The sequence below is a fragment of the Spirosoma aureum genome (assembly GCF_011604685.1).
Classification (GTDB): domain Bacteria; phylum Bacteroidota; class Bacteroidia; order Cytophagales; family Spirosomataceae; genus Spirosoma; species Spirosoma aureum.
In genome coordinates this window covers 3,608,590-3,630,047 of record NZ_CP050063.1, presented here as the reverse complement: position 1 = coordinate 3,630,047, position 21,458 = coordinate 3,608,590, and the positions used below count along the sequence as shown (strand labels likewise).

The window sequence follows — 21,458 nt, the reverse complement described above, 5'->3', positions numbered from 1 at the left end:
ACTTTAGCATGATAACAAGATTTCTTCTGGTTGTTTTGGCCATCATGGCCACCATGACCCCTGTGTATGCTCAAAAATTTACCATTCCGGTTTTTCCTGACACGCAGGGTGAGGTGGGTGATAATCACAATATGTTTAACAGTCGGATCAAATGGGTGATTGACCACAAGGACTCGCTGAATATTCCAATGGTTTTACACGTTGGCGACCTCGTAAATTTTGATAATTACGACCATTTCGAAGTCGCCAGCAAGGGTTTCGACGTATTCGACGCGCACCATATCCCGTATGCTATTACCCTGGGAAATCATGATACGGAGGCTGTCGGATTCAATAGCGGAAGTGCTGCGCCAGGAAATGTTAATCAAAACTTACGGAAAACCCACAAGTTCAATTCCTACTTCCCTGTCAGCCGTTTTACGCACCAGCGTGGCCGATATGAAGCCGATAAGAGCGACAATGCCTATTACACCTTTAAAGTTGGCCAGACCAACTGGCTCGTAATCAGTCTGGAGTTTTGCCCAAGAATGGGTCCTATCAACTGGGCGGGAGATATTATTAAAGAATATTTCAATTACAACGTAATTATTCTCACCCACTACCATTTAACCTCGAAAGGAGAAATCGACACACGTAACGCCGGATACGGCGACTTTAGCCCACAGGTTGTATATGACCGGCTAGTTAAGAAATACGCCAACGTCCGTTTCGTGCTGAGTGGACACGTAATGAGCTCTGCGTTGAAAGTAGATACCGGTGAGCAAGGCAACAAAATATACCAGATTCTCCAGAATTATCAGAATGAGGATTTGGGGGGAGGGTATATCCGGTTACTCTCGTTCGATATTGACAAAAAGACCGTTTCGGCCAGCATGTATTCACCTTATTACAAAAAAACCAAAGAAGATACATCCCGATTTGTGCTGGAAGGCGTCGACCTGATTAAACAGGGTGACGAAAGAGCCCTAAAACGGTAAGCAAAATCATCATTTATCATGCCTATATCTATGTGTATGCTACGTTCACAATCAGTTCTGACCATCTGTCTTACGGTTGCCTTCTTTTTTACCGGACATCACCTGCTGGCTCAGAAAGGCAAAAACAAAATTGGTGCGTATTATTTCGACGGCTGGAGCGGCACAACGTTTCATATCACCGACGACCTGAAATACAACTACTCAGATCGGGAACCAGTTTGGGGATGGGTAACGAGCAAGCAGGAAATCGTCGACGAGCAAATTGCGTTGGCTGCCAATGCTGGGCTTTCGTTTTTTAGTTTTTGCTGGTACCATCGTAATGGCCGTACTGTTGAGGAACTGCCCGAAAACAGAGCGTTGTCTTTGTACAAACAGTCAAAGAATGTCAAAAAACTGGAATATTGCCTGCTGGTTGCCAATCATGGCGGCTTTGATGTAGGTCCCGAAAACTGGGATAAGCTTACTGACATTTGGCTGGCCGAATTTAAGCACCCACAGTATAAGCGCGTAGCCAACAAACCTTTGCTCATTTTTTTTGAATTCAACTCCCTTATCAAAAATTTCGGATCACCGGAAGCAGTCAGTGCGGCTTTCGAAAAGCTAAGAAAGCGTGCTGTTGAAGCAGGTCTACCTGGCGCATCAATCGCCATATGTGCGGGATCGCCAGAGGGCATAGCAAAGGCCGAAAGTTCAGGAGCAGATATAATCACTGGCTACAACTATCACAGCATAGGCTTTAAGGGGCCTGACCAGGCCATTCCTATTGATACCTTGCATTCGGCCGAACAGCAACTGTGGAGCAAACTGGGAAGTGTTGCAAAGAAGCCTTATATACCCGTATCGACAATGGGCTGGGACCCTCGCCCTTGGTCGAACGATAAAAATAAATACAAAGAGAAACCCTACTTTACCGGATTTTCGGCCCAGTCGGTTCAGCAATCGGTAAGGGGTTTGCTCAACTGGATGAACACCCATGAATCGTCGCTAACTCAAGAGCGGCTTGGGTTACTATATGCTTGGAACGAAAACGGAGAAGGGGCCTGGCTTACACCCGGAAAACATGGCTTAAACCCGCTGAATGGCCTAAAAGCAGCTCTTTCTGGTAAGTAAGCCAGCGGTCTGATCGGCATTGAGTTGATGCAGAGAGCTTACCCCGCCAAGTATATAGGGCGTTATATAGACTGGGGCACGAGGCTTCAATTGCTCAAACACAATGGGTTGCATCTGCGACGCTTTAAATTGACTGGTAAACCCCCACTGATTGGAAATGAGTGGATAGATAATATATTCATTTTTACGGGCAATCCGACGGTTCATGTGCATGCCCATCGTGACACAGCCATATTTATCCTGATACCCCATTTATGAAGCAGATCCAGGGGGTCTATCATCTCATGTGGGAGGGTATTTGGAGAATATAAAATCGGTGGTTAAAAGTAATCCAGTGTCTAGTGAAGTCGTGACTAGTACACTTATTTGCTGGCCGAGCTGGCCTCCTCAAAAAGACGCATCGCCATCAAGCCTGTGCCCACGGCTCCTCCGGCCCGTAACGCGGCTGTGATAAAGACCGTTTCGGCTATTTCCTCGCGGCTAGCCCCCGCCTCTACTGCGTTGTTAATATGAGATTCGATGCAGTAGGCGCATTGAGTGGTTAGAGCAACGGCTACCGACATGAGTTCCCGATATTTAATCGGAATGACGCCATCGGTTCGCTCGGCGGTATGCTTCAGGTTCATGAAGGCTGAGGCCTCTTTGGGAGCTGCATTTAATAGCGTGTTGGTATAGGCACGGTCTTTGGGTGTTTGATAGTCAGTCATTGGGGTTGATAAAACGGTTTAAGATATCAGCACCATGATGTAAGGGAATTGCGATCTTTTGTTACTCTATAGATGAATAACTTAAGGAGCGTTTTAGCTAGATCAATAAATTAGTAACCACAATCGGTTTGAAAATAAGAACGTAACAGGCGAAGTCATGACATTAACAGGAATAAATCGTCCTCAATGAAGGTCAATTTACTTTTTCGTTTTGACGGAAGCGAATTCACACGTTGCTGCACCAATTTTGTCACATTTCTAGAACGAGTGCTCTCGTTTCATCTGTCTGAAAATGCCTTGTTTTTGTCGTAAATCCCCCCACCCAACGAGTAATACCATCGGTTTACTTTGGCTTTTATTCTTAAAAAAGCCAGTAACATGAGAACGGTAACATTTGGTATGAATATTAGTCTGGATGGCTATTATGATCACACGATGGCTGAGCCTAGTGACGAGCTTATGGATTATTTCACGGGCATGATGGATGAGGTGGATCTGATTATTTATGGTCGAATTATGTATCAGCTCATATTTCCCTACTGGGCTGATGTGGCCAAAAATCAATCCGGCACAGCGGCTGAAACTAGATTTGCCGAAAGGCTTACAGCGATCAATAAAGTTGTTGTGTCACGAACAATAGAAAACGTAGAGAAAAAGACGCAGATCGTTCGAGCTAATCCAGTAGCTGAGCTCCTGAAGCTGAAACAGCAGCCGGGCCAAAAAATTTCCGTTGACACAATAAGCCTGCTTCCAGAACTGATAGACGCTGGCCTGATTGATGAATTTCATTTAGTTGTCCATCCGATACTGGCTGGCAACCAGCAGGAAGGCCACTGGTAATCGTCTTGCCGGTTTTGATTTTAATATGGAACCGTCAGCAAAACGAACAGCTCTGATTACTGGAGCATCGAGTGGTATTGGTTATGAATTGACACACCTTTGCGCCAGGAATGAGCAGGATCTGGCGCTTATCACCCGCAGTAGCGATAATTTGGAAACAAGTAAAAAGGACTTCGAGCAGCCCTATTCAATTCGGCTTCATACAAGGACCGTGTTGTGCGGGTAACTGCATGTATATTATTCGATTCATTAAACGCTCGATTAAAGCAGCAAATAGATGAAGTATTTATCGTTTCGCTTGGGAGCCTTTTGTGATATTATGTAAAGCATGGTTACAAATGATAAGAAGCGCGTTTTTAGAGTAGACTTTCCCAGCTTTTAATCGGATCGATACATAAATGCCCAGATTAACTCAAGAGGCCAGACTATTGAACAACAAACAGGCCGTTTATGGGCATTCGACGAGTTTACTAGCTTAGCTAGTTTCTTTTTAACAATAGGGCTTACCCTAGGCACATGTCCAATTTATTCAGGTAACTTGGCAGCTATCCTCTTCTGGCTAGCTATCCATGCCTCGATTCCTCTTGATTTGGCTTCTCTACAGTATAACCGGTAGCCCTTCATTCGCTCAACCTAAAACTAGGCAAGCCCGCCTGGATTCCTTGCTGGCCGAACTGCCCCGAGCCAAACCCGACACCAACCGCGTCAATCTGCTCATGGATATAAGCTATGCTTATTATGCTTATGATAACATGAACTTCAACGAAGGCATCAGCTATGCTAATCTAGCCTTGACGCTGGCCAGGCAGTTGACGTGGAAAATAGGCATGGCAGACGCTTATTATCTTCTTGGAAATATTTACGCAACCAAGTCTGATAATCCCTCAGCCCTGACGGCTTACCTGAAGGGCTTGAAGATCGCCGAAGAAAAAAAAGATAAATACCTGATCGCTTCGATAACAGGTTCTATAGGTTTAATTTATACAAGACTGGCCAATTACCCGCAGGCCTTAGCCTATTATAAAAAAGCCCTGAAAGGTCATCAGGAATTAGGGGATAAAGCCGCAGTGGCGCATTGGCTGAGTGGTATAGGTGGCGTATACAATCAACAAGGTGAGTATGCCAAAGCGCTGGATTACCAGCTAAAATCGCTGAAACTAAATGAAACCATGGGGTTTCGGGGTGCATCTAAGGAATCACACCTCAATAGCGTGGGGCAGGCCTATCTCAACGTTACTGATTATCCCAAAGCCCTCGCCTATCTGCAAAACGGGCTGAAGCTGAGCAAAGCAAATGGAACTAATTACATACTGGTAAGCAGTTATAAAAACCTCAGTAAGCTGTATTTAAAAATTGCTATTGACAGCAACGCTACTCCCTTAACGACGCTACTTAAAAGCAGCAAATTCACTGCCTTACAAAAAGCCAAGGTTTATGCCGATAGTGCCGTCGGGCTGGCCAAAGAACAGAATGATTTATACGTCTTATATACAGCCTATCAAACCCGGAGTCAGATCCAGGAAGTGCTGGGTGAGCCAGTGGCTGCATTTGCCAGTTTCAAGGACTTTATCAAAACCAAGGATATGGTCATCAGCCAGCAAAACACCAACCAATTAGCCGTAGCCACGCTTCAATACGAGTTCGACAAAAAAGAAACTGCCTTCAAATTCGAGCAACAACTCACGGCCACCCAACTCCAGAACCAGGCCCAACAACGGACGTATTTGCTAAGTGGTGTGGGTCTGTTATTGGTCTTGCTGGGCTTCATTGTGTATGGTTATACCCAAAAGCAAAAGGCCAATACTGTCTTGCAGCGGCAAAAAGAGGAGATCAACCAGAAGAGTAACCAATTAGAACAATCCCTTGCTGAGTTGAAAGCCACCCAAACCCAACTGATCCAGAAGGAAAAGATGGCCAGCCTGGGTGAGTTAACCGCCGGTATTGCCCACGAGATTCAGAACCCCTTGAACTTTGTCAACAACTTCTCCGAAGTGAGTGCTGAGCTGGTCACCGAACTCGAAGAGGAACAACTAAAACACGACCGCGACACCGAGCTGGAAGCCGAAATCCTGGTCGATTTAAAGCAGAACCTGCAAAAGATCAATCACCACGGGGGCCGGGCCTCAGCCATTGTAAGGGGCATGCTCGAACACGCCCGCAGTTCCACGGGTGAGAAACGCTTCACTGATCTCAATGCCCTGGCGGATGAATACCTCAAACTGGCTTATCACGGCCTTAAGGCTAAAGACAAGGAATTTAACGCCGAGTTGATAACGGATTTTCTGCCTGATTTGAGCAAACTAGAAGTGATTCCTCAGGAGATTGGGCGAGTACTGCTGAATCTCTATAACAATGCCTTCTACGCCGTGAAAGAAAAACAGACAAAGACCCCTTCTGATTATCAACCTACGGTTACAGTTAGTACCACGCAACGTAATGGTTATACCGAAATCCGAGTGAGCGACAATGGGGTTGGCATGCCTGAATCGGTGAAGGCCAAGATCTTCCAACCTTTTTTCACCACTAAACCCACGGGTGAAGGAACTGGCTTAGGGCTGAGTTTGAGTTATGATATTGTCACCAAAGGGCACGGGGGGAGCCTGACGGTAGAAAGTCTGGAAGGGGAAAGTACTGCGTTTGTGATTCAATTACCTACTTTGAGTTAAGCGAGAGTACGATCTCAAAAAAAACCAATTAAGGAGCACTAACATGACGACTCCATCGTCTCAAATAGGAGCATTTTTATAAGACACTCTTTTAATATCTGTCTACGACTATCCGTAGCATACGATTGAAGCGATAACAAACTAATGTAGAAGTTTTATTCTACTGCTATAACTGCGTTGGGTCTGTCGCCATTACTCCAAACCGCATGTTCTATGCAGCGTTACTATCATTTTAAAAAATCTTCTTCTACCATTGCATTATTTAAAAATACGCCTGTATTACTCCCTGATGATACAGCATATGGTACAGAACGAGGAGCATTGGCGCTATCTCCACAAGCGTATATATTATCCACTGTTGTTTTCTGAGATGCATCTACTTTGATAAGTCCCTGTTCTGTCAATTCACAACCCAATAATTCAGGGATTTTAAAATGCTGTTCAAAAGGAGGCCTTGAATAGATAACTTCTAATTCATAAGTTGAATTGTCTGAAAAAATTATTTCTTCCACTACGCCATTTTTGTGTTTCAATGAGATGATTTCCTTTTCAACTAGTAAAATATTGTGTCTTTTTATTTCATCGGTTTGCGCTTGTGTCAATGTCGATTTTCCATTGGTAAATATGGTTAAATCCTTTGTCCAGTTACGAATGAGTCAAGCCAAGTGAAACGCACCATATCCATTTGCCAAAATTCCTGTTTTCTGATTCTTTACTTCATAGCCGTGGCAATAAGGACAATGAATGACTGAAATTCCCCAACATTCAGAAAATCCCTTAATATTTAGCATTTTGTCTTTCAGTCCTGTTGCAAAAACGAGCTTTTTAGCTGAGAATGTTTTTCCTGATTGAGTTGAAATCTCAAAGTCCTTATCGATTTTCCTGCCATTAATGGCAAGATCAGTTACGAATGTTACGGTGTCGTATTTTAACACTTGTTTTCTCGCTTTTTCCGCAATAACGCTTGGCTTTTATCCGTCTTGCGTAATGAAGTTATGTGAATGAGGTGTTTGTCGGTTACAATGTAAACCGCAGTCAATGATTAAAACATTTCTTAATGACCGTCCCAAAGCCATGGCTGCCGAAAGTCCTGCATAGCTTCCACCAACGATGATTACGTCGAAATCTGTGTTACCTGTCATGTCATTAAAATTTAAATTTGTTTTAAATGGTAAAGGCAAAACGGATAAAGCAAGTCCCCCTTGTTTAATTAATTCGCGTCTTGATATTTTTTTTATATCAATCATTTACTTTTTACGCCCAATAAACCTAATCACCGAGCCTTGACCATTGTGATTACTACCTTCCTGCAAGTCAATCACCTCTTCTACCAATTCTATGATATCGTACTGTTGAAAATCAGATTTTATCTCTTCTATTGAGAATAAACTAGCCACGTCTTTTGGTCCACCAACTTTCTCATTCCTTTGTCTGTATTCGAGATGGTTCTTACTGAATGATTCGAAGATAATTAAACCGTCTTTACGCAAATAAGCATCCAATAGCTGATGATACGCTGATCTTATAGAACGTATTGAAGGGCATTGCCAAACTTAACTCCCCAACACGTTCTTAATATTAATAAGTGACTCATTTAAGCAATTAATTATATTGATAATGCTTTTATTGAGGGATTTTACGATTCTATACAATAGCTATGAGCACAAAAAAACATCGGACTACCAAATGGTTGTCCGATGTCGAAACTAAATAAACAAAACAAAAACACAATTACATCTTGAAGTTGCTGCTATTCCATAACCATCTCGGTATGAGCCGATGCTTCTATTTTCTTTCCGATAAACAACAATAACAGTGGTACACAAATCAGGAAGAATCCACCGATAATCAGGAAGGCATCGGCATAGGTCATAACAAGTGCCTGTTTTATAACAGCGCCCTGGATTACCCCATATGCTTTACCCGTCGCCGTCATCAAGGCATCGCCTTTAGATAAAAATAGACCCGTATATTGACGGATTCGATCAACTGATAATGGATTGTAGATAGATACATTATCCGACAACCGCGATGCATGAAACACGGTACGTGTCGAGATATACGTTGTCATGATGGCAGTTCCGAATGTTCCGCCTAACTGACGAATCATACCCGTGAGAGCCGAGCCCTGAGGAATTTCAATATTTTTCAGGTCAGCCAGGGTTATTGTTGTCAGCGGGATAAAGATCAACCCCATGCCAACACCCCGAATAATAAGCGGCCAGAAGAAATAATCGGGGCCAGCCTCCAGGCTAATCGCCGATAAATCGAAACAGAATCCGAAGAACATCAAAAAACCAATGGCAGCATACCAGATTGGCGAGATGTAATTTTTACTAAGCAACCCGCCAACAACAGGCATCATTAAACCCGTCGCAATTGAACCCGGCATCAGCAATAATCCCGTCTGGCTGGCGGTGAACCCCAGAATGGTCTGACAGAAAACCGGAATGATAAATACGGATGCAAATAGCCCAAAACCCAGGATAAAGTTAAACAACGTACCTACCGCAAATCGACGCTGGAGCAATAATTTCAAATCCAGAATGGGCAGTTTTACGGCCAGTTGCCGCCATATAAACCCAATCAGACCAACAGCGGCTGCAATAGACATCCCTACAATGAAACTCGAATCGAACCAGTCTTTTTCCTCCCCTTTTTCCAGAATAATTTGTAAGCCACCAATTCCCATAGTCAGGAGTATCAGGGCCAGCCAGTCCATCTTACCCGCCACCATCTTCTCGGCGGGTTCTTTAATGTAGGTATACGTCAGGAATGTGGCCAGTATTCCAAACGGAATGTTGATGTAAAATACCCAGTTCCAGGACAGGTTGTCGGTAATGTATCCGCCAAGAGTAGGTCCTATCGAGGGGCCAATGATGACCCCCATCCCAAAGATTGCGTTGGCAATCCCCAGATCTTCTTTTGGGAAGGTCTGAATCAGAATGGATTGGGCTGTAGTCAGCAAACCTCCTCCACCGATACCCTGTACGACCCGGAAAAATACAAGCTCCCAAACGTTGGTTGAAGTGCCACAAAAAACCGATGCGACCGTAAAAAGAATAATCGATGCGGCAAAATAATTTCGGCGGCCCAGTTTAGCTGTCAACCAGCCCGACATGGTGATCATCACAGCACTGGCAGCGGCATACCCCGTTACAACCCAACTAATATCGCCCAGTGATGCGCCGAGATTACCCATCATCTGGTTCAACGTAACGTTAACAATCGATGAGTCAATTGTTTGCAGCAGGGCGGCTGTCGTAACCGTAAGTACGACGATCCATTTATCAAATCCTAACTTCATAATGCCAAAGGTTTACGGTTTACAGTATTCCGTTAACGATCGTCCAGCACGACCAACAAGTAACGTTAGTCTGGCAAAACCGGTAGACGGAATACTGTAAGTCGGTTCTATTTCTGTAAATCCACGGCTACTGTCGCACTCATACCAGGGCGAAGTTTAGCGTACAGTGGGCTTTTTTTGTCCAGTTCGATACGCACAGGAATGCGTTGTACGACTTTTACATAGTTGCCCGTAGCATTGTCGGGGGGCAGTAATGAAAACTTGGCACCTGTTGCACCAGCAAACGAACCAACCTGACCCGTCAATTTCTCACCACCGAAAGCATCGACATCGATATCTACCGTCTGGCCAGGCACCATCTGATGCAATTGCGTTTCTTTAAAGTTTGCCGTTACCCACAGATTAGTGTTACCTACCACAGAGCATACAGCCTGACCTGCCTGAACTAGTTGCCCGATTTGTATGGAACGCTTCGATACAACACCTGAGGCTGGAGCACGTACGATCGTATACGAAAGTTGCAGTTTAGCCATGTCTAAATCAGCCTGGCGCTGTTTAATCGTCGACTGGGCTACCGTAATCTGGCCTTGTGTGGCCCGACGCTGCGAACTTGTAACACTGGTCTGTGTACCAGCCGCGTTTACCTGCGATTGAGCTGTTTGCAACTGAGCCTGAGCAGCCAGCAGTTGAGCCTGAGCGGCATCGCGTTCGGCCTGAGCAACATCAAACTGTTGTTGGGGAACGGTTTTTTCAGCCAGCAGTCGGCTATAACGGTCAAAATCCTGATTGGCTTTACGAGCACGTGCCTGAGCAGCCGCTACGTTAGCCTGGGCTGTGGCTACCTGGTCGCGGGCAGTCTGTACACTTGCCTGCGAGCTTTGTACGGTCGCCGACGCAACGTTTACCTGCGAACGGGAAACCCCGACAGCAGCCATAGCACTTTGCATGGCAGCTTCAGCCTGATCGACCCGAATGCGATAATCGGCATCGTCGAGCACAATAAGGGTATCGCCTTCTTTAACGAACTGGTTGTCTTTGAAGCGAATTTCCTTCACATAACCACCCGCTTTGGGTATTACCGGGTTTACATCACCATCAATTTGAGCGTCGTCGGTAGTTTCATGACGTTGCAGGTAGCGAAATTCGCTGTACCCGAAAAAGAGGGCAATGGCCAGGATTACGACCCCTCCTACGCGGAATAAAATTTTCTTATCCATGATTGTATGCTATTGTCGAAACAAGATTAATTAAGGTTGTTGCCAGTGGCTTTTAACAGGCGTTGGTAAGCAAGCTGCGCGTCCACGGTGGCATTTATGACGTTTAGTTGAGCCTGAAGCAGAAAGCTATCAGCTTCTAATAGATCGGTCGAACCGACCAGTCCATTACGGAAACGGGATTCCGTAAGGCGATAATTTTCCTGTGCCTGCCCTACAGACGTACGAATTACATTCTGTTGTTCAAGGGCCAGTTGGTAGTTATTATAGGCCGTAACGACCTCACTCCGAATCTGATCGGTTTGTTGCTGGCCTTGCAGATTCGCCTGATCAATGGCAGTTTGGGCACCATGCAGTTTCCCTTTCAAATTATACAGCGAACCGATGTTATATGTCAACCCCGCTCCTACGTTCCAGGCGCTAATGAATGCCCCCCCCTCCGGAATGACCTGAGCCGTTGGGTTTATGTAATTGTAGCCAGCCGATACACCCAGATGCGGATACATACTACTCTTCGTATTGCGAAGCATTGCTTCAGCTGACTGAACCCGTAAATTATTCGCCTGCACTTCAGGCCGGGCCTGTACTGCCCGTGTTAGAAATGAACTCAGGGGTTCGGCAGTAACGACCGGATTGGCCAGCGTGGTATCAATCGCAATAGTCTGGTCTTCAGGCAGGCCAACCAGCAAATTGAAGTTGTAGAGAGCCGTCTGTCGGGCTTTCTCGACTTGTAAACGGCTCAATTGCAAATTGTTTTTCTGCAACTGAATCTTTAGCACTTCATTGGCCGTTACGATTCCTTCTTTCTGTAGGTTGGTGGCTTCACGCTCTTTTTCGTCGAACTGTTTGATATTCTGCTCAATAACACCAATCGAACGCGCTAGCTTAACAATGTTGTAGTAGGCATCGGTTACGGTATAGACAAGCTCGGAACGATTTCGCTGTGCATCCAGATGGCTCGCTTTAGCCAGCAAATCAGCCGACCGCTCTGCCGACTTTTCGGCAAAACCTCCAAATACTTCCTTGCTAATCGTAACCCCACCCATTGTTGCATTAAATGCACCGGCTGGTATCGTCAATGCCGATTTTCCATCGCTGCCGGCGCCCAGCGAAAACGGGCCGGTCAGGCTATAGCGAGAATAAGCCAGCGATGCATTGGCTTGTGGCAAACTACGATCTTTTGTCTCCTGTAAATGTGCTTCGGCAGCCTGCGTGCGCGAATCAGCCAGCTTAATTCCCTTATTGTTTTGCAACGCCAGTTGAATTGCCTTGTCCAGAGGCACCACAGTTGGCGCTGTCTGCGCAACTGCCAGTCCTATACCTGTTAGCCACAATCCAACTCCTATGATGTACTTTTTCATGTTAACGATTTCTAATTTTTTCAAGGAGTGTGTTCATTATCTGTACTTCCTCGTCAGTTAAGTGGCTGAGGATCGATTCAAAATCTTTAAATTCAAGTGCTACTTTCTCCACAAACTGATGCGATTCTGGTGTAAGCCGCAGATTGACCCGCCGACGATTTTGCGGATCGATCTCCCGTATAATCAGGCTTTTTGCGACTAGCCGATCGGTCAGCCGAGTCATGTCTGAGTTTAAATCAGTCATTTTTTCTTTCAGTTCACCCGCACTCAGACTATGCGGATAGACCTCCGATAATCGACGCAAAGCGATGTATTGCTGCACTGACAAATCGAATGGCGATAGTTTCTGCTGAAAATGGTTAAAGATGTATCCATCAGTCTGGTGCAGATTGGCAATGAGCCGATGGTGTTCATTTTTGAACAGATTTCCCATGTTTTCTAATCGTGTGACAAAGGTATAACCAACATTTGTTTAAACAAGTTTTGTGTAAACGACATTCAGCAGACTCTAATTGATAAATTAGATTATTTCAATAATAAATTTACTACAAAAAGAGCCAATAATTCTTACAATTCACTCACTATCAATTCATTATAAATATCAACCTAATATATTCTTTTACTTACAAGTAAAATTATTCCCAGTACGAGGCAAATTTTTAATGAAATTTTAAGATCTAAAATCAGGTTAAAAAGATATATCTGCGGCTCAGAAGCAGTATTCGCTCATAACAACAAGCGCTCCGATATAATATCGGAGCGCTTGCTATCCATCGAGTTTCAGAACTAAACTTCAGTTGGTAGTAATGCCAGCTGAAGTCATTATCATCGGGCGACTTTAATGTAGCCGATACTTTATTGAAATACTGGTTGCGAACACGAAGTGGGTATCAATTTTTTGGTAAACTATTTAGATGTCCTATTTCTATAGTAAATTGTATTCTATACATGATAAAAATAATTATTTTAATGAGTGAAAGTCTTGGAGCGCATAGGACCACTTCATATTGATCGGGCCATATCAATGCCTTTAATTAACCTAAAACTAACGTATGAGACGTGTAATTATCTCCGCCAGTCTGCTTGTGTTACTGTCGGCATCGATTGGGTTTGGTCAAAACTGGACAGAAACAAAAATAGGAAGCTGGACCAAAGTCATCAATAAAGGTGGGCAAACGCTGGGGTACTCGCCAGGCTCTGGCGTCAAGCTACTAACCGTCGACGGTTTGGCCTTTAAAGACCTAAATAAAAACGGCAAACTGGACCCCTACGAAGACTGGCGATTACCCATTGCAACCCGCGCCAAAGATCTGGCCTCGAAATTATCGGTTGAGCAAATTGCCGGCCTGATGCTTTATAGCAAACATCAGCCAATTCCGGCTGCGGCTGGTGGACCTTTTGCGGGTACGTATGGGGGAAAAGTATTTGCGCAAAGTGGCGCAAATGTAGCTGACCTGTCCGATCAGCAGCGGGAGTTTTTGACCAAAGACAACCTGCGTCATGTGCTGGTTACGTCAGTCCAAAGTCCGGAAGCAGCAGCACAGTGGAACAACAATGCTCAGGCACTGGTAGAAAGCCTTGGTCTGGGTATTCCGATCAACAGCAGTTCAGACCCGCGTCACGGAACGAGAGCCGATGCGGAATACAATGCAGGGGCCGGTGGCTCAATTTCAATGTGGCCTGGTTCGCTGGGACTAGCTGCTACATTTAACCCGGATCTGGTGAAACGATTTGGCCAGATTGCCGCTACCGAATACCGGGCTTTGGGCATTGCCACGGCCTTGTCTCCACAGGTCGATTTGGCAACCGATCCACGCTGGAACCGGGTAAGTGGCACCTTTGGGGAAGATCCACAACTGGCTACCGACATGGCCCGCGCTTATATTGACGGTTTCCAGACTTCTGTTGGTGCAAAGGAAATAAAGGGAGGCTGGGGTTACAATAGTGTAAATGCAATGGTTAAACACTGGCCAGGTGGTGGTTCGGGCGAAGGTGGTCGTGATGCCCACTATGGGTATGGCAAATATGCCGTTTATCCAGGTAAGAACTTTGAATCGCATTTTCGGCCCTTTACCGAAGGTGCCTTTAAACTCAGTGGAAAAACGGGTACGGCATCAGCGGTCATGCCGTACTATACCATTTCGTTCAATCAGGACAAAAAATACGGCGAGAATGTCGGCAATAGCTACAATAAATACATCATCGGTGATTTATTGAGGGGAAAGTACCACTATGATGGCGTGGTTTGTACCGACTGGCTAATAACAGCCGACGAAACAGCCGTTGATGTTTTTCTGACGGGCAAATCGTGGGGTGTAGAAAAACTATCAGTCCCGGAGCGTCACTATAAAGTACTACTGGCAGGAGCTGACCAATTTGGCGGTAATAACGATGCAGAGCCTGTAATTGAAGCCTATAAAATGGGGGTTAAAGAAAAAGGCGAAGCCGCAATGCGTGCACGGTTTGAACAATCGGCGGTACGGTTGCTGAAAAATATCTTTCAGGTCGGTTTGTTTGAAAACCCATACCTCGAACCAGAAACGTCTCGTAGTGTAGTCGGTAAACCTGAGTTTATGGAGGCAGGTTACCAGACACAGTTGCAATCGGTCGTACTATTGAAAAACAAGGCAAAAGCCCTGCCATTGGTGAAAGGAAAAACGGTGTACGTACCCAAACGATTTACGCCTGCAGGTCGCAACTTTTTGGGGATGGAAACGCCCGAAAAGCTGGAATATCCAGTCAATTTAGCCATTGTAAAGAAGTACTTCACTGTTACGGACAATCCCGACGAAGCTGATTATGCACTGGTGTTTATCCAAAGTCCGAATTCAGGTGGTGGCTACAATAGCGCCGATGCAAAATCTGGTGGTACTGGTTATGTTCCGGTTAGTCTTCAATATGGTGATTATACAGCGCAGGGGACACGTGATCCCAGCATTGGCGGTGGCGACCCTCTCGAAAAATTCACCAACCGGACTTACAACGGCAAAACGGCAAAAACAATCAACGGTACTGACCTGGGCATGGTGAATGATACTTATGCTAAAATGAAAGGCAAACCAGTAATTGTTTCACTACAGGTATCGAATCCAACGGTAGTTGGAGAATTTGAAAAACAATCGAATGCAATACTGGCACACTTTGGTGTTCTGGATCAGGCTTTGCTGGATATTCTAACAGGAGCCAGTGAACCATCGGCTTTACTACCAATGCAATTTCCGGCCGATATGAAGACAGTAGAAGTCCAGTCTGAAGATGTTCCGCGTGATATGAAACCTTATACAGACTCTGAAGGGAACATTTATGATTTTGGGTATGGACTAAACTGGAAAGGTGTTATTCAGGATGCTCGCACAAACAAGTACAGGAAAGCGGCACTGAGTATGAAATAAAATCTGTGTTGACATAGCTAATGTTCCATAACTTGTCAGCGGGAAAAGCGATACCTTTTCTGCCTGTTTTTTTAAGTGCGTATTGGCTCTATAGTGCTTTCCTTTTGCTTCACTCCTCTCGTTGGGTTAACAGAGATTTAGCCAGGGAAAGCCCTATAGGGCTTTTGTTTTTTCTGAGTAAGTCAGTAAAGTGAATGCGTCGAATCTTCAGTTATTCCCAAAATTCCATTCATAACGATTTCCCTGAAAATACTTATAAACTCCTTGTTACTAATTGATAGCTAACCAGTCTATACTAGTATAGTTGCTTTCTTTATATAGCATACTACTGTTTTGCCTTAGCCAAAAGGCCTAAAACTTCCTGGCTAGAATTAGTGTCTATTATTTAAACAAGTGAGGAGATACTTATCATTGATAATTGGCTACTCAGCAGTTGCCAGTCAATTATTTATGAAATCCACTCACTAGTTTACGCCGATAACCCGCCAGAGAAAGTCTATGGATAGTAAGTACCCAACCTATTACATCAGTATCGATGAGCTTATGATTGTTTTTATGGCGCTGCCTGAGAATCCGAATCATAAGCTTCGTTTTATCACCTTACCTATCTCTCTCAGAAGTGAAAGTGGCCAACTGAGCAACTATCTGCTACAATTTGACTGGAATGACTCATGCCAGGACTGGGAACTGAGTCAGGGGCAGCCGATAGCCATAACGGCCAGATATCATGCTCCCTCCAGTTGCGAGAATATATCCCCAGCTGCGGTAAGGTAAATGGTCTGAATTCTTGCTTCATCTGTTAGAAACCCACATATCCATAGTAAGGGGTAATATTCAGCAGGGAAAACAGGCGATTTAGCCTGGCAATTCAGGCATTCAGACAGATTGACTGGCAGCAGCAGTCAAAAGAACTAATCTTTGTTAGAACGTATAACTTGGGTGTATATAGACTGAGTCAATAATCGGTTGCAACACTCTCTTAAAGGTATACCACCTCAGTGATAGAGATGGTAACCCAACTTATTTTTTACTATGAGAAAATCGTCATTTGCCAGCATTAGTATTCAGTTCGTTAATAAAGCCGTTCAAGACGCGATTCGACGATGTGAACGAATTGTTGTTGTTGGACCGTCTGATGACTATGAGAAGATTTATTTCTTTACTGGCAAAAAAAATTATTTTCGCTATTATACAATCGACCTGACAGCGATTGACTCAACAGTTCCCAAGCGTTTTCAACAGGCTAAACGGGGTTTCTACGATGAGGTTTTAAGCAGAGAGCCGCTTGCTCAGGCGGTTACCAGAATTGAAGCCAGCCAGTTGCTGAACACAAATTCGACAGATCAACTGCCCCCTAATATGCCGACTATAAAGTCGAACTCAGCCCTAGTACAATGGGTAAAAGGATTGCTTATTCCTTAGTCGACTGCTACTACTATAGAATGAAAATAGACCCTGCTTCAGTTAGTCAATAACTGAAATTAAGTACTAAAGCTAAAAGCCAGCCTACAGTATAGGCTGGCTTTTAGCTTTAGTACTTGGCAAGTGCTTCATAGAGCTTCCTCTCTTTTCATCGTAAACAAAAAAGCCGGAAGCGTTGGCTTCCGGCTTTTTTGTTATTGTTATGTATCCTATTCGACACCGAACATTGCGTCTGACCGACGGCCGCTGTTACCAGCCCGACGACGCGTTGCTTTTTTCTTAACCGGTGCAGGCGGTGCCAGTAATTTAGCTTTCTGCTCATCCGTCAGTGGCTTCAGGTCTGTGATCGAGTAGCTGTTGTCGCTAATCGTCGTGTTGAAGCTACCCACTGGCTGCTCAGGCTGACCGTTGCATGGCAGTTTCGTGACGGTGAATATAGCTTTGAAGTACTGCACTTGCGGACGTACCCGACGGCCTTTGTAACGGATTGCGTTGCCGCTTTCGATTTTAGCTTTCTCAGCCTGGAACTGTTGAGCTAAATCACCTGGCAGATCGCGAAGGTTCAGGATAACCGTGTTGGTATCAAACTCGATCGCACTGGTTGCCAGTTTACGGTTCAGACCACGGTAGCGCAGGCGGGTAACTGTATCGCCAACTGATGTGATTGTTCCATTACAGTAGCAGACATTAGCCACTTCACGTGTGTAGGGAGTACGGTAGTATACTTCCAGACGCTCCAGACGGTGACGGTATTCGCACTCAGGCCGAGGTGGAATTTTTGGGCGGATAACCGAGAAGCTCGTTGTAGCAACTTCACTCATACAGGAACCACACTTGGCATTCTGGCGGTTATGTACTGTTACGTAGTAGAAACCTGGATTTACCTGACCATTCGAGAAATAAGCAGTCGGGAATGTCAGTGTTGTATCCGTTGTGTTTTCCAGTTGAGCAATGACCTGATCAGAAGCACCGGCAACTACAGAGTCCGGACGGTAATACAACCGGGCAGTGAAGGTTTCGTTCTTCGGATTGGGAGTAGTGCTGCGCCAGCTGATAACAGGAGCGGTTGCACTAGTGTTAACGGGCGGCAGTTGCTGTGCGTTTGTGCTGTCAACAAATGCGAGCGATACACCTTTAAGCGAATTACCATTAAATCGCACGCGAAGTTCTGGAATCGAGTCGCAGGTTGGGCAAACCGTTGGTGCTTTTGGAATCAGCTTTTTCTGAACGAAGCCTTTACGTACGGCTAAACCAGCGCTGAAACCACCATGTGTACGCTTGAATTCATACAGAACATCCTGCTGACCGTTAACGATCAGGTAGTTCAGTTTGGTAATGAATCCTTGTCCCTGAATACCGATGTTCCAGTTATTGCGACCAATCGGGAAGAAGATAGCCAGATTTCCAATTGCCCCTAAGTGATACAGGTTTGAACTTGGGTTGACTGTACGAATCAATCGACCGCCTTCAACAAGTGGGCCACTTGAGATAATACCACCCTGCGATGGAATGAAAGCCGAGATGGTAGCTGCTTCCGTACGGAACAATCCACCATAAGCTCCTGCCTCAATGAATGTGGTAGCATCAGGATTCTTACGGCTCCGGGCCAGAGTAAACGTGATAGCTGGTCCGACGGTCAGGAACATATCCTCCGAAGCACGCTGACGGATTGTCACCTGATCCCGATTAACGCCTTGTGCAGCGGCTAATCCGTATAGGTAATCGCGATAGATGTTTCGGGTGATGTAGTTTTGATAACCGAAAGCCGATCCTAAAGCAAAACGAAGCCGTCGGGTAGCTGGGGTAAAGAAATACTGAACAGTGGCGGTAATGTTAAAACCGGCACCGTTGTATAAGGTATTATCCCGTTTAGTTGGACCAAACGTATTTTCCCAGGTACCGCAATAAGCGAAGTTCGGTCCTGCATACAGCCCAACACGCCAGGGTGATAGCCGGCGTACCAGAACAAAGGTTTGAAATGTGGTATCGCAATCATCCAGCTCAGCCACATCGCTAGCCTGAGCCTTGAATTCATCCCGACGTAAAGTGTCGGTATAAACTCCTTTGCCCAGGCGATAGATATTCTCTCGCGGGTACGATTGATTAGTTGTTGTCGGGGTATTAGTCCGAACAGTGTCGGCCTGTTGGGCCTGTGTGCCGAAAGGGGCAGCAAAACTCAGCAACACGAGTCCAGCCAGCATCCGCAGGGGGTGTCGTTGGATAAATGTTCGCATAGGTACGTAATTAATTTTGACGCAATGTTTCAAACTAAACTTTAATTCTCCCAAAAGCCGTTAAAGAAACTTATGGAACGGTCAAACCACTTGTCAAGTAGTTTTTGCTACTTTTCAGTTAAGTGCTTAAACGCTATAATTCTTTAAATGGCTATTAGACGGACTAATGTTTCTTTTGCCACACAAAGCTATTATAACTTTAGCACAAAGACGGTCAAATTTGCTCTACAAGACTGTTTTTTTACAAAGAATTGGTTCCAATGGTAAGCTGCAATCACCCAAAAGTCTTCTAGTCAGCCTATTGCTTTAAGATTCCCTAGAGGCACTATCCGTTGGAATAATATTTATAAATTAGTGTGGAGTGGTCTGCTAAAAGACATAGCTGGTCAGCCTTTTTCTGTTAACCAGTTCAACTATGATCCTTTGTTGAAATATAGCTGTTCTTTTTTATAACAGCGGATATTGTTTGACCGGTCAATTATAGGTATTAACTGCTAAATCCCCAACAAAAGGTTTCATATAACTTTCATTTTCCTAGCTTCTTCCCAATTCTTCTAGGATTTCTTCCATATTTCGGTTGTTTTCATCCGGTTGTTGGATGGCTTCGAGTTCTTGTTGTACGATACGAAGGATGCGGGCAATGTAATCGGCATGCCAGCGCTGCCGTTTTTGTGCCTGTTCGGGGTTTGGAATAAAGCATTCTATTTCGTCATCGGTTACTACCTGTTTCAGTTGCAACAATCGTTCCAAGGTATCTAAACGTTCGCGCGTAACGGCTAATTCTCCCGCTACTGCCATCGTAATATTTAGCACTCGTTCGATTGTTTCATCACTAAAAAAATAAGGTCTATGGCCTTTCGCTTTATTATTCGAAAGAAGAATATCATTAATCATAATGACAGTTTATGATTTCTGTTTTAAAAAATGCATTCAAAATAAAAACCGAAACCAACTCATGGGATTTATTCTTTCCAGGCACCAAATACATTTTGCCGGGTCTGAAAGCCATCTCCTGTTAATCGGTGGTTATTATTATTGACAATATGAATTCCAAATTGCAATAAGTTATCAGACTGGAAACCGGCCGACTTCATCCATTCCGTTTTATCCATTTGATGCATAACACGGTAGAATGGTTCGTTGTTATTAAATGTATCCCAGTCACGCATAAACTGTTCAAATAAAGACATATCGGGTGTATTTTGTGCATGCTCAACGTGAAGCATTAATCCCCCGGAAACTAATACACGATAAACTTCCCGGACAATATTGTTTATAGCCCTGGTCGAAGTTTCGTGAAGAAACATGGTCGACTGAACCCAATCAAAAGAGTCATTGTCAAACGGAATCGTTTCGGCATTCGCTTGTATAAACCGAACGTTTTCGACTCCCAACGAAACCGCACGTGCATGTCCATACCGAAGCATTGGCGCACTGACATCAATACCAATTACCTCAGCATCAGGATATCCCATCGCTAAAGCCAGCAAATTATGACCTGCACCACACCCAATGTCCAGAATACGCCGGGGGTTGAATTTTGGATAATTGTGTGTCAGAAAGTTCACCAGGGCTTTACTGCTACCGTCAGAAAGTTCACCAAATTTGCCAGCTGTTGTTACAAAAAAACGGGCATCGTCAGCAGCTGCATTGGCTACATCGTCTGCAATATATTCGGTATAGTAACTTCCAGGCAAACAGTGATAATCTACTATCTTCAGGTAGTGAGGTATTTCCAGATCCGGATCCAGGGTTAGTGTTTCGGGGCGCTGGTTATTATAAAAGCTGGCTTTATCGGCAAGGCTATCTATTTGGCGTAGCACCATAGATCGACTTGCCTGCTGAGTCATTTCCAGCATAGCACGGCGTAATGCGCTCGACATCTGATAGTATGTATCTTGCCGCATAGCCTCTTTTACCTCTGCCGATGTATGAAAATCATGGCCGGTTCGTTCCTGAAACCAAGGTTTTATGCGTTTGTCGAAAGCCACTTTGTTGCCTGGTTTTACAACAGAGTCAAGATGTCGATTGAGATTGGTCAGAAAATTGAAACGGGCGTTTTCATCGTGAGAAATTTCCGGGAAAGCACCGTGTTTTTCAACATGATTATAGACCGGCGGCAGGTTCATAGCTTGCGCCTTTTCGTCGGTTCTATTCATTCGTTTATTCAGTTTTGCTTTGTACTGATAACTGCCAGCTACCTGAAAGGTTTTAGACTATTTTATTTC

At 44.7% G+C, this 21,458-nt stretch carries 19 protein-coding genes; 7 read left to right on the top strand and 12 right to left on the bottom strand.

Annotation, left to right across the window (positions count from 1 at the left end; all coding sequences use genetic code 11):
• Nucleotides 1–8 precede the first annotated feature (8 nt).
• Together G8759_RS14135 and G8759_RS14130 are read left to right on the top strand one after the other, a co-directional pair.
• On the top strand, nucleotides 9–977 hold the full coding sequence (locus G8759_RS14135; RefSeq protein ID WP_197933134.1) for a metallophosphoesterase: 969 nt from the start codon (nucleotides 9–11) through the stop codon (nucleotides 975–977).
• 36 nt (nucleotides 978–1,013) lie between these two features.
• Entirely contained in the window at nucleotides 1,014–2,087 is a 1,074-nt protein-coding gene (locus G8759_RS14130; protein WP_167208979.1) for a glycoside hydrolase family 99-like domain-containing protein, read from the top strand.
• On the opposite strand, the gene G8759_RS14125 is transcribed toward G8759_RS14130, so the two are convergent.
• The gene (locus G8759_RS14125; RefSeq protein ID WP_167208977.1) at nucleotides 2,061–2,339 is read right to left on the bottom strand and encodes a hypothetical protein; all 279 of its coding nucleotides are present in this window, start codon (nucleotides 2,337–2,339) and stop codon (nucleotides 2,061–2,063) included. The genes G8759_RS14130 and G8759_RS14125 overlap by 27 nt on opposite strands.
• A gap of 110 nt (nucleotides 2,340–2,449) precedes the next feature.
• Nucleotides 2,450–2,794 (bottom strand): carboxymuconolactone decarboxylase family protein, encoded by a 345-nt coding sequence (locus G8759_RS14120; RefSeq protein ID WP_167208975.1) that lies wholly within the window; start codon nucleotides 2,792–2,794, stop codon nucleotides 2,450–2,452.
• Nucleotides 2,795–3,172: 378 nt separating this feature from the next.
• Between G8759_RS14120 and G8759_RS14115 the strand changes: the two genes are divergently transcribed.
• From G8759_RS14115 to G8759_RS14105, 3 genes are all read left to right on the top strand, one after another.
• Nucleotides 3,173–3,634 carry a dihydrofolate reductase family protein gene (locus G8759_RS14115; RefSeq protein ID WP_167208973.1) on the top strand — a complete coding sequence of 154 codons (462 nt, stop codon included), beginning with the start codon at nucleotides 3,173–3,175 and terminating at the stop codon, nucleotides 3,632–3,634.
• Nucleotides 3,635–3,659: 25 nt separating this feature from the next.
• Nucleotides 3,660–3,860: an SDR family NAD(P)-dependent oxidoreductase gene (locus tag G8759_RS14110; protein ID WP_167208971.1), complete on the top strand. Its 201-nt coding sequence runs from the start codon at nucleotides 3,660–3,662 to the stop codon at nucleotides 3,858–3,860.
• A gap of 343 nt (nucleotides 3,861–4,203) precedes the next feature.
• Nucleotides 4,204–6,300: a tetratricopeptide repeat-containing sensor histidine kinase gene (locus G8759_RS14105; RefSeq protein ID WP_167208969.1), complete on the top strand. Its 2,097-nt coding sequence runs from the start codon at nucleotides 4,204–4,206 to the stop codon at nucleotides 6,298–6,300.
• Nucleotides 6,301–6,527: 227 nt separating this feature from the next.
• On the opposite strand, the gene G8759_RS36305 is transcribed toward G8759_RS14105, so the two are convergent.
• The 7 genes from G8759_RS36305 to G8759_RS14080 all read right to left on the bottom strand — a co-directional run bounded on the left by G8759_RS36305 (nucleotide 6,528) and on the right by G8759_RS14080 (nucleotide 12,615).
• On the bottom strand, nucleotides 6,528–6,902 hold the full coding sequence (locus G8759_RS36305) for an FAD-dependent oxidoreductase (RefSeq protein WP_317166788.1): 375 nt from the start codon (nucleotides 6,900–6,902) through the stop codon (nucleotides 6,528–6,530).
• Nucleotides 6,903–6,956: 54 nt separating this feature from the next.
• Nucleotides 6,957–7,235, bottom strand: a complete 279-nt coding sequence (locus G8759_RS36300) for a hypothetical protein (protein ID WP_317166787.1) — start codon at nucleotides 7,233–7,235, stop codon at nucleotides 6,957–6,959.
• 36 nt (nucleotides 7,236–7,271) lie between these two features.
• Entirely contained in the window at nucleotides 7,272–7,547 is a 276-nt protein-coding gene (locus tag G8759_RS36295; protein WP_317166786.1) for a hypothetical protein, read from the bottom strand.
• Between the two features lie 503 nt (nucleotides 7,548–8,050).
• The gene (locus tag G8759_RS14095) at nucleotides 8,051–9,607 is read right to left on the bottom strand and encodes a DHA2 family efflux MFS transporter permease subunit (protein ID WP_197933133.1); all 1,557 of its coding nucleotides are present in this window, start codon (nucleotides 9,605–9,607) and stop codon (nucleotides 8,051–8,053) included.
• 107 nt (nucleotides 9,608–9,714) lie between these two features.
• A complete protein-coding gene (locus G8759_RS14090) occupies nucleotides 9,715–10,824 on the bottom strand; it encodes an HlyD family secretion protein (protein ID WP_167208967.1) in 1,110 nt (369 codons plus the stop codon).
• Between the two features lie 26 nt (nucleotides 10,825–10,850).
• Entirely contained in the window at nucleotides 10,851–12,182 is a 1,332-nt protein-coding gene (locus G8759_RS14085; protein WP_167208965.1) for a TolC family protein, read from the bottom strand.
• A 1-nt stretch (nucleotide 12,183) separates the two neighbouring features.
• Complete coding sequence (locus G8759_RS14080) at nucleotides 12,184–12,615, bottom strand: MarR family winged helix-turn-helix transcriptional regulator (protein WP_167208963.1); 432 nt, start codon at nucleotides 12,613–12,615, stop codon at nucleotides 12,184–12,186.
• 619 nt (nucleotides 12,616–13,234) lie between these two features.
• Between G8759_RS14080 and G8759_RS14075 the strand changes: the two genes are divergently transcribed.
• Nucleotides 13,235–15,574, top strand: a complete 2,340-nt coding sequence (locus G8759_RS14075; RefSeq protein WP_167208961.1) for a glycoside hydrolase family 3 protein — start codon at nucleotides 13,235–13,237, stop codon at nucleotides 15,572–15,574.
• A 1,032-nt stretch (nucleotides 15,575–16,606) separates the two neighbouring features.
• Complete coding sequence (locus tag G8759_RS14070) at nucleotides 16,607–16,996, top strand: hypothetical protein (RefSeq protein WP_167208959.1); 390 nt, start codon at nucleotides 16,607–16,609, stop codon at nucleotides 16,994–16,996.
• 209 nt (nucleotides 16,997–17,205) lie between these two features.
• Here G8759_RS14070 and G8759_RS14065 read toward each other — a convergent pair whose 3' ends face one another.
• The 3 genes from G8759_RS14065 to G8759_RS14055 all read right to left on the bottom strand — a co-directional run bounded on the left by G8759_RS14065 (nucleotide 17,206) and on the right by G8759_RS14055 (nucleotide 21,389).
• Nucleotides 17,206–19,197: a hypothetical protein gene (locus G8759_RS14065; protein WP_167218954.1), complete on the bottom strand. Its 1,992-nt coding sequence runs from the start codon at nucleotides 19,195–19,197 to the stop codon at nucleotides 17,206–17,208.
• A gap of 567 nt (nucleotides 19,198–19,764) precedes the next feature.
• Nucleotides 19,765–20,124 (bottom strand): hypothetical protein, encoded by a 360-nt coding sequence (locus G8759_RS14060; RefSeq protein WP_167208957.1) that lies wholly within the window; start codon nucleotides 20,122–20,124, stop codon nucleotides 19,765–19,767.
• A gap of 68 nt (nucleotides 20,125–20,192) precedes the next feature.
• Nucleotides 20,193–21,389: a class I SAM-dependent methyltransferase gene (locus G8759_RS14055; RefSeq protein WP_167208955.1), complete on the bottom strand. Its 1,197-nt coding sequence runs from the start codon at nucleotides 21,387–21,389 to the stop codon at nucleotides 20,193–20,195.
• Nucleotides 21,390–21,458 lie beyond the last annotated feature (69 nt).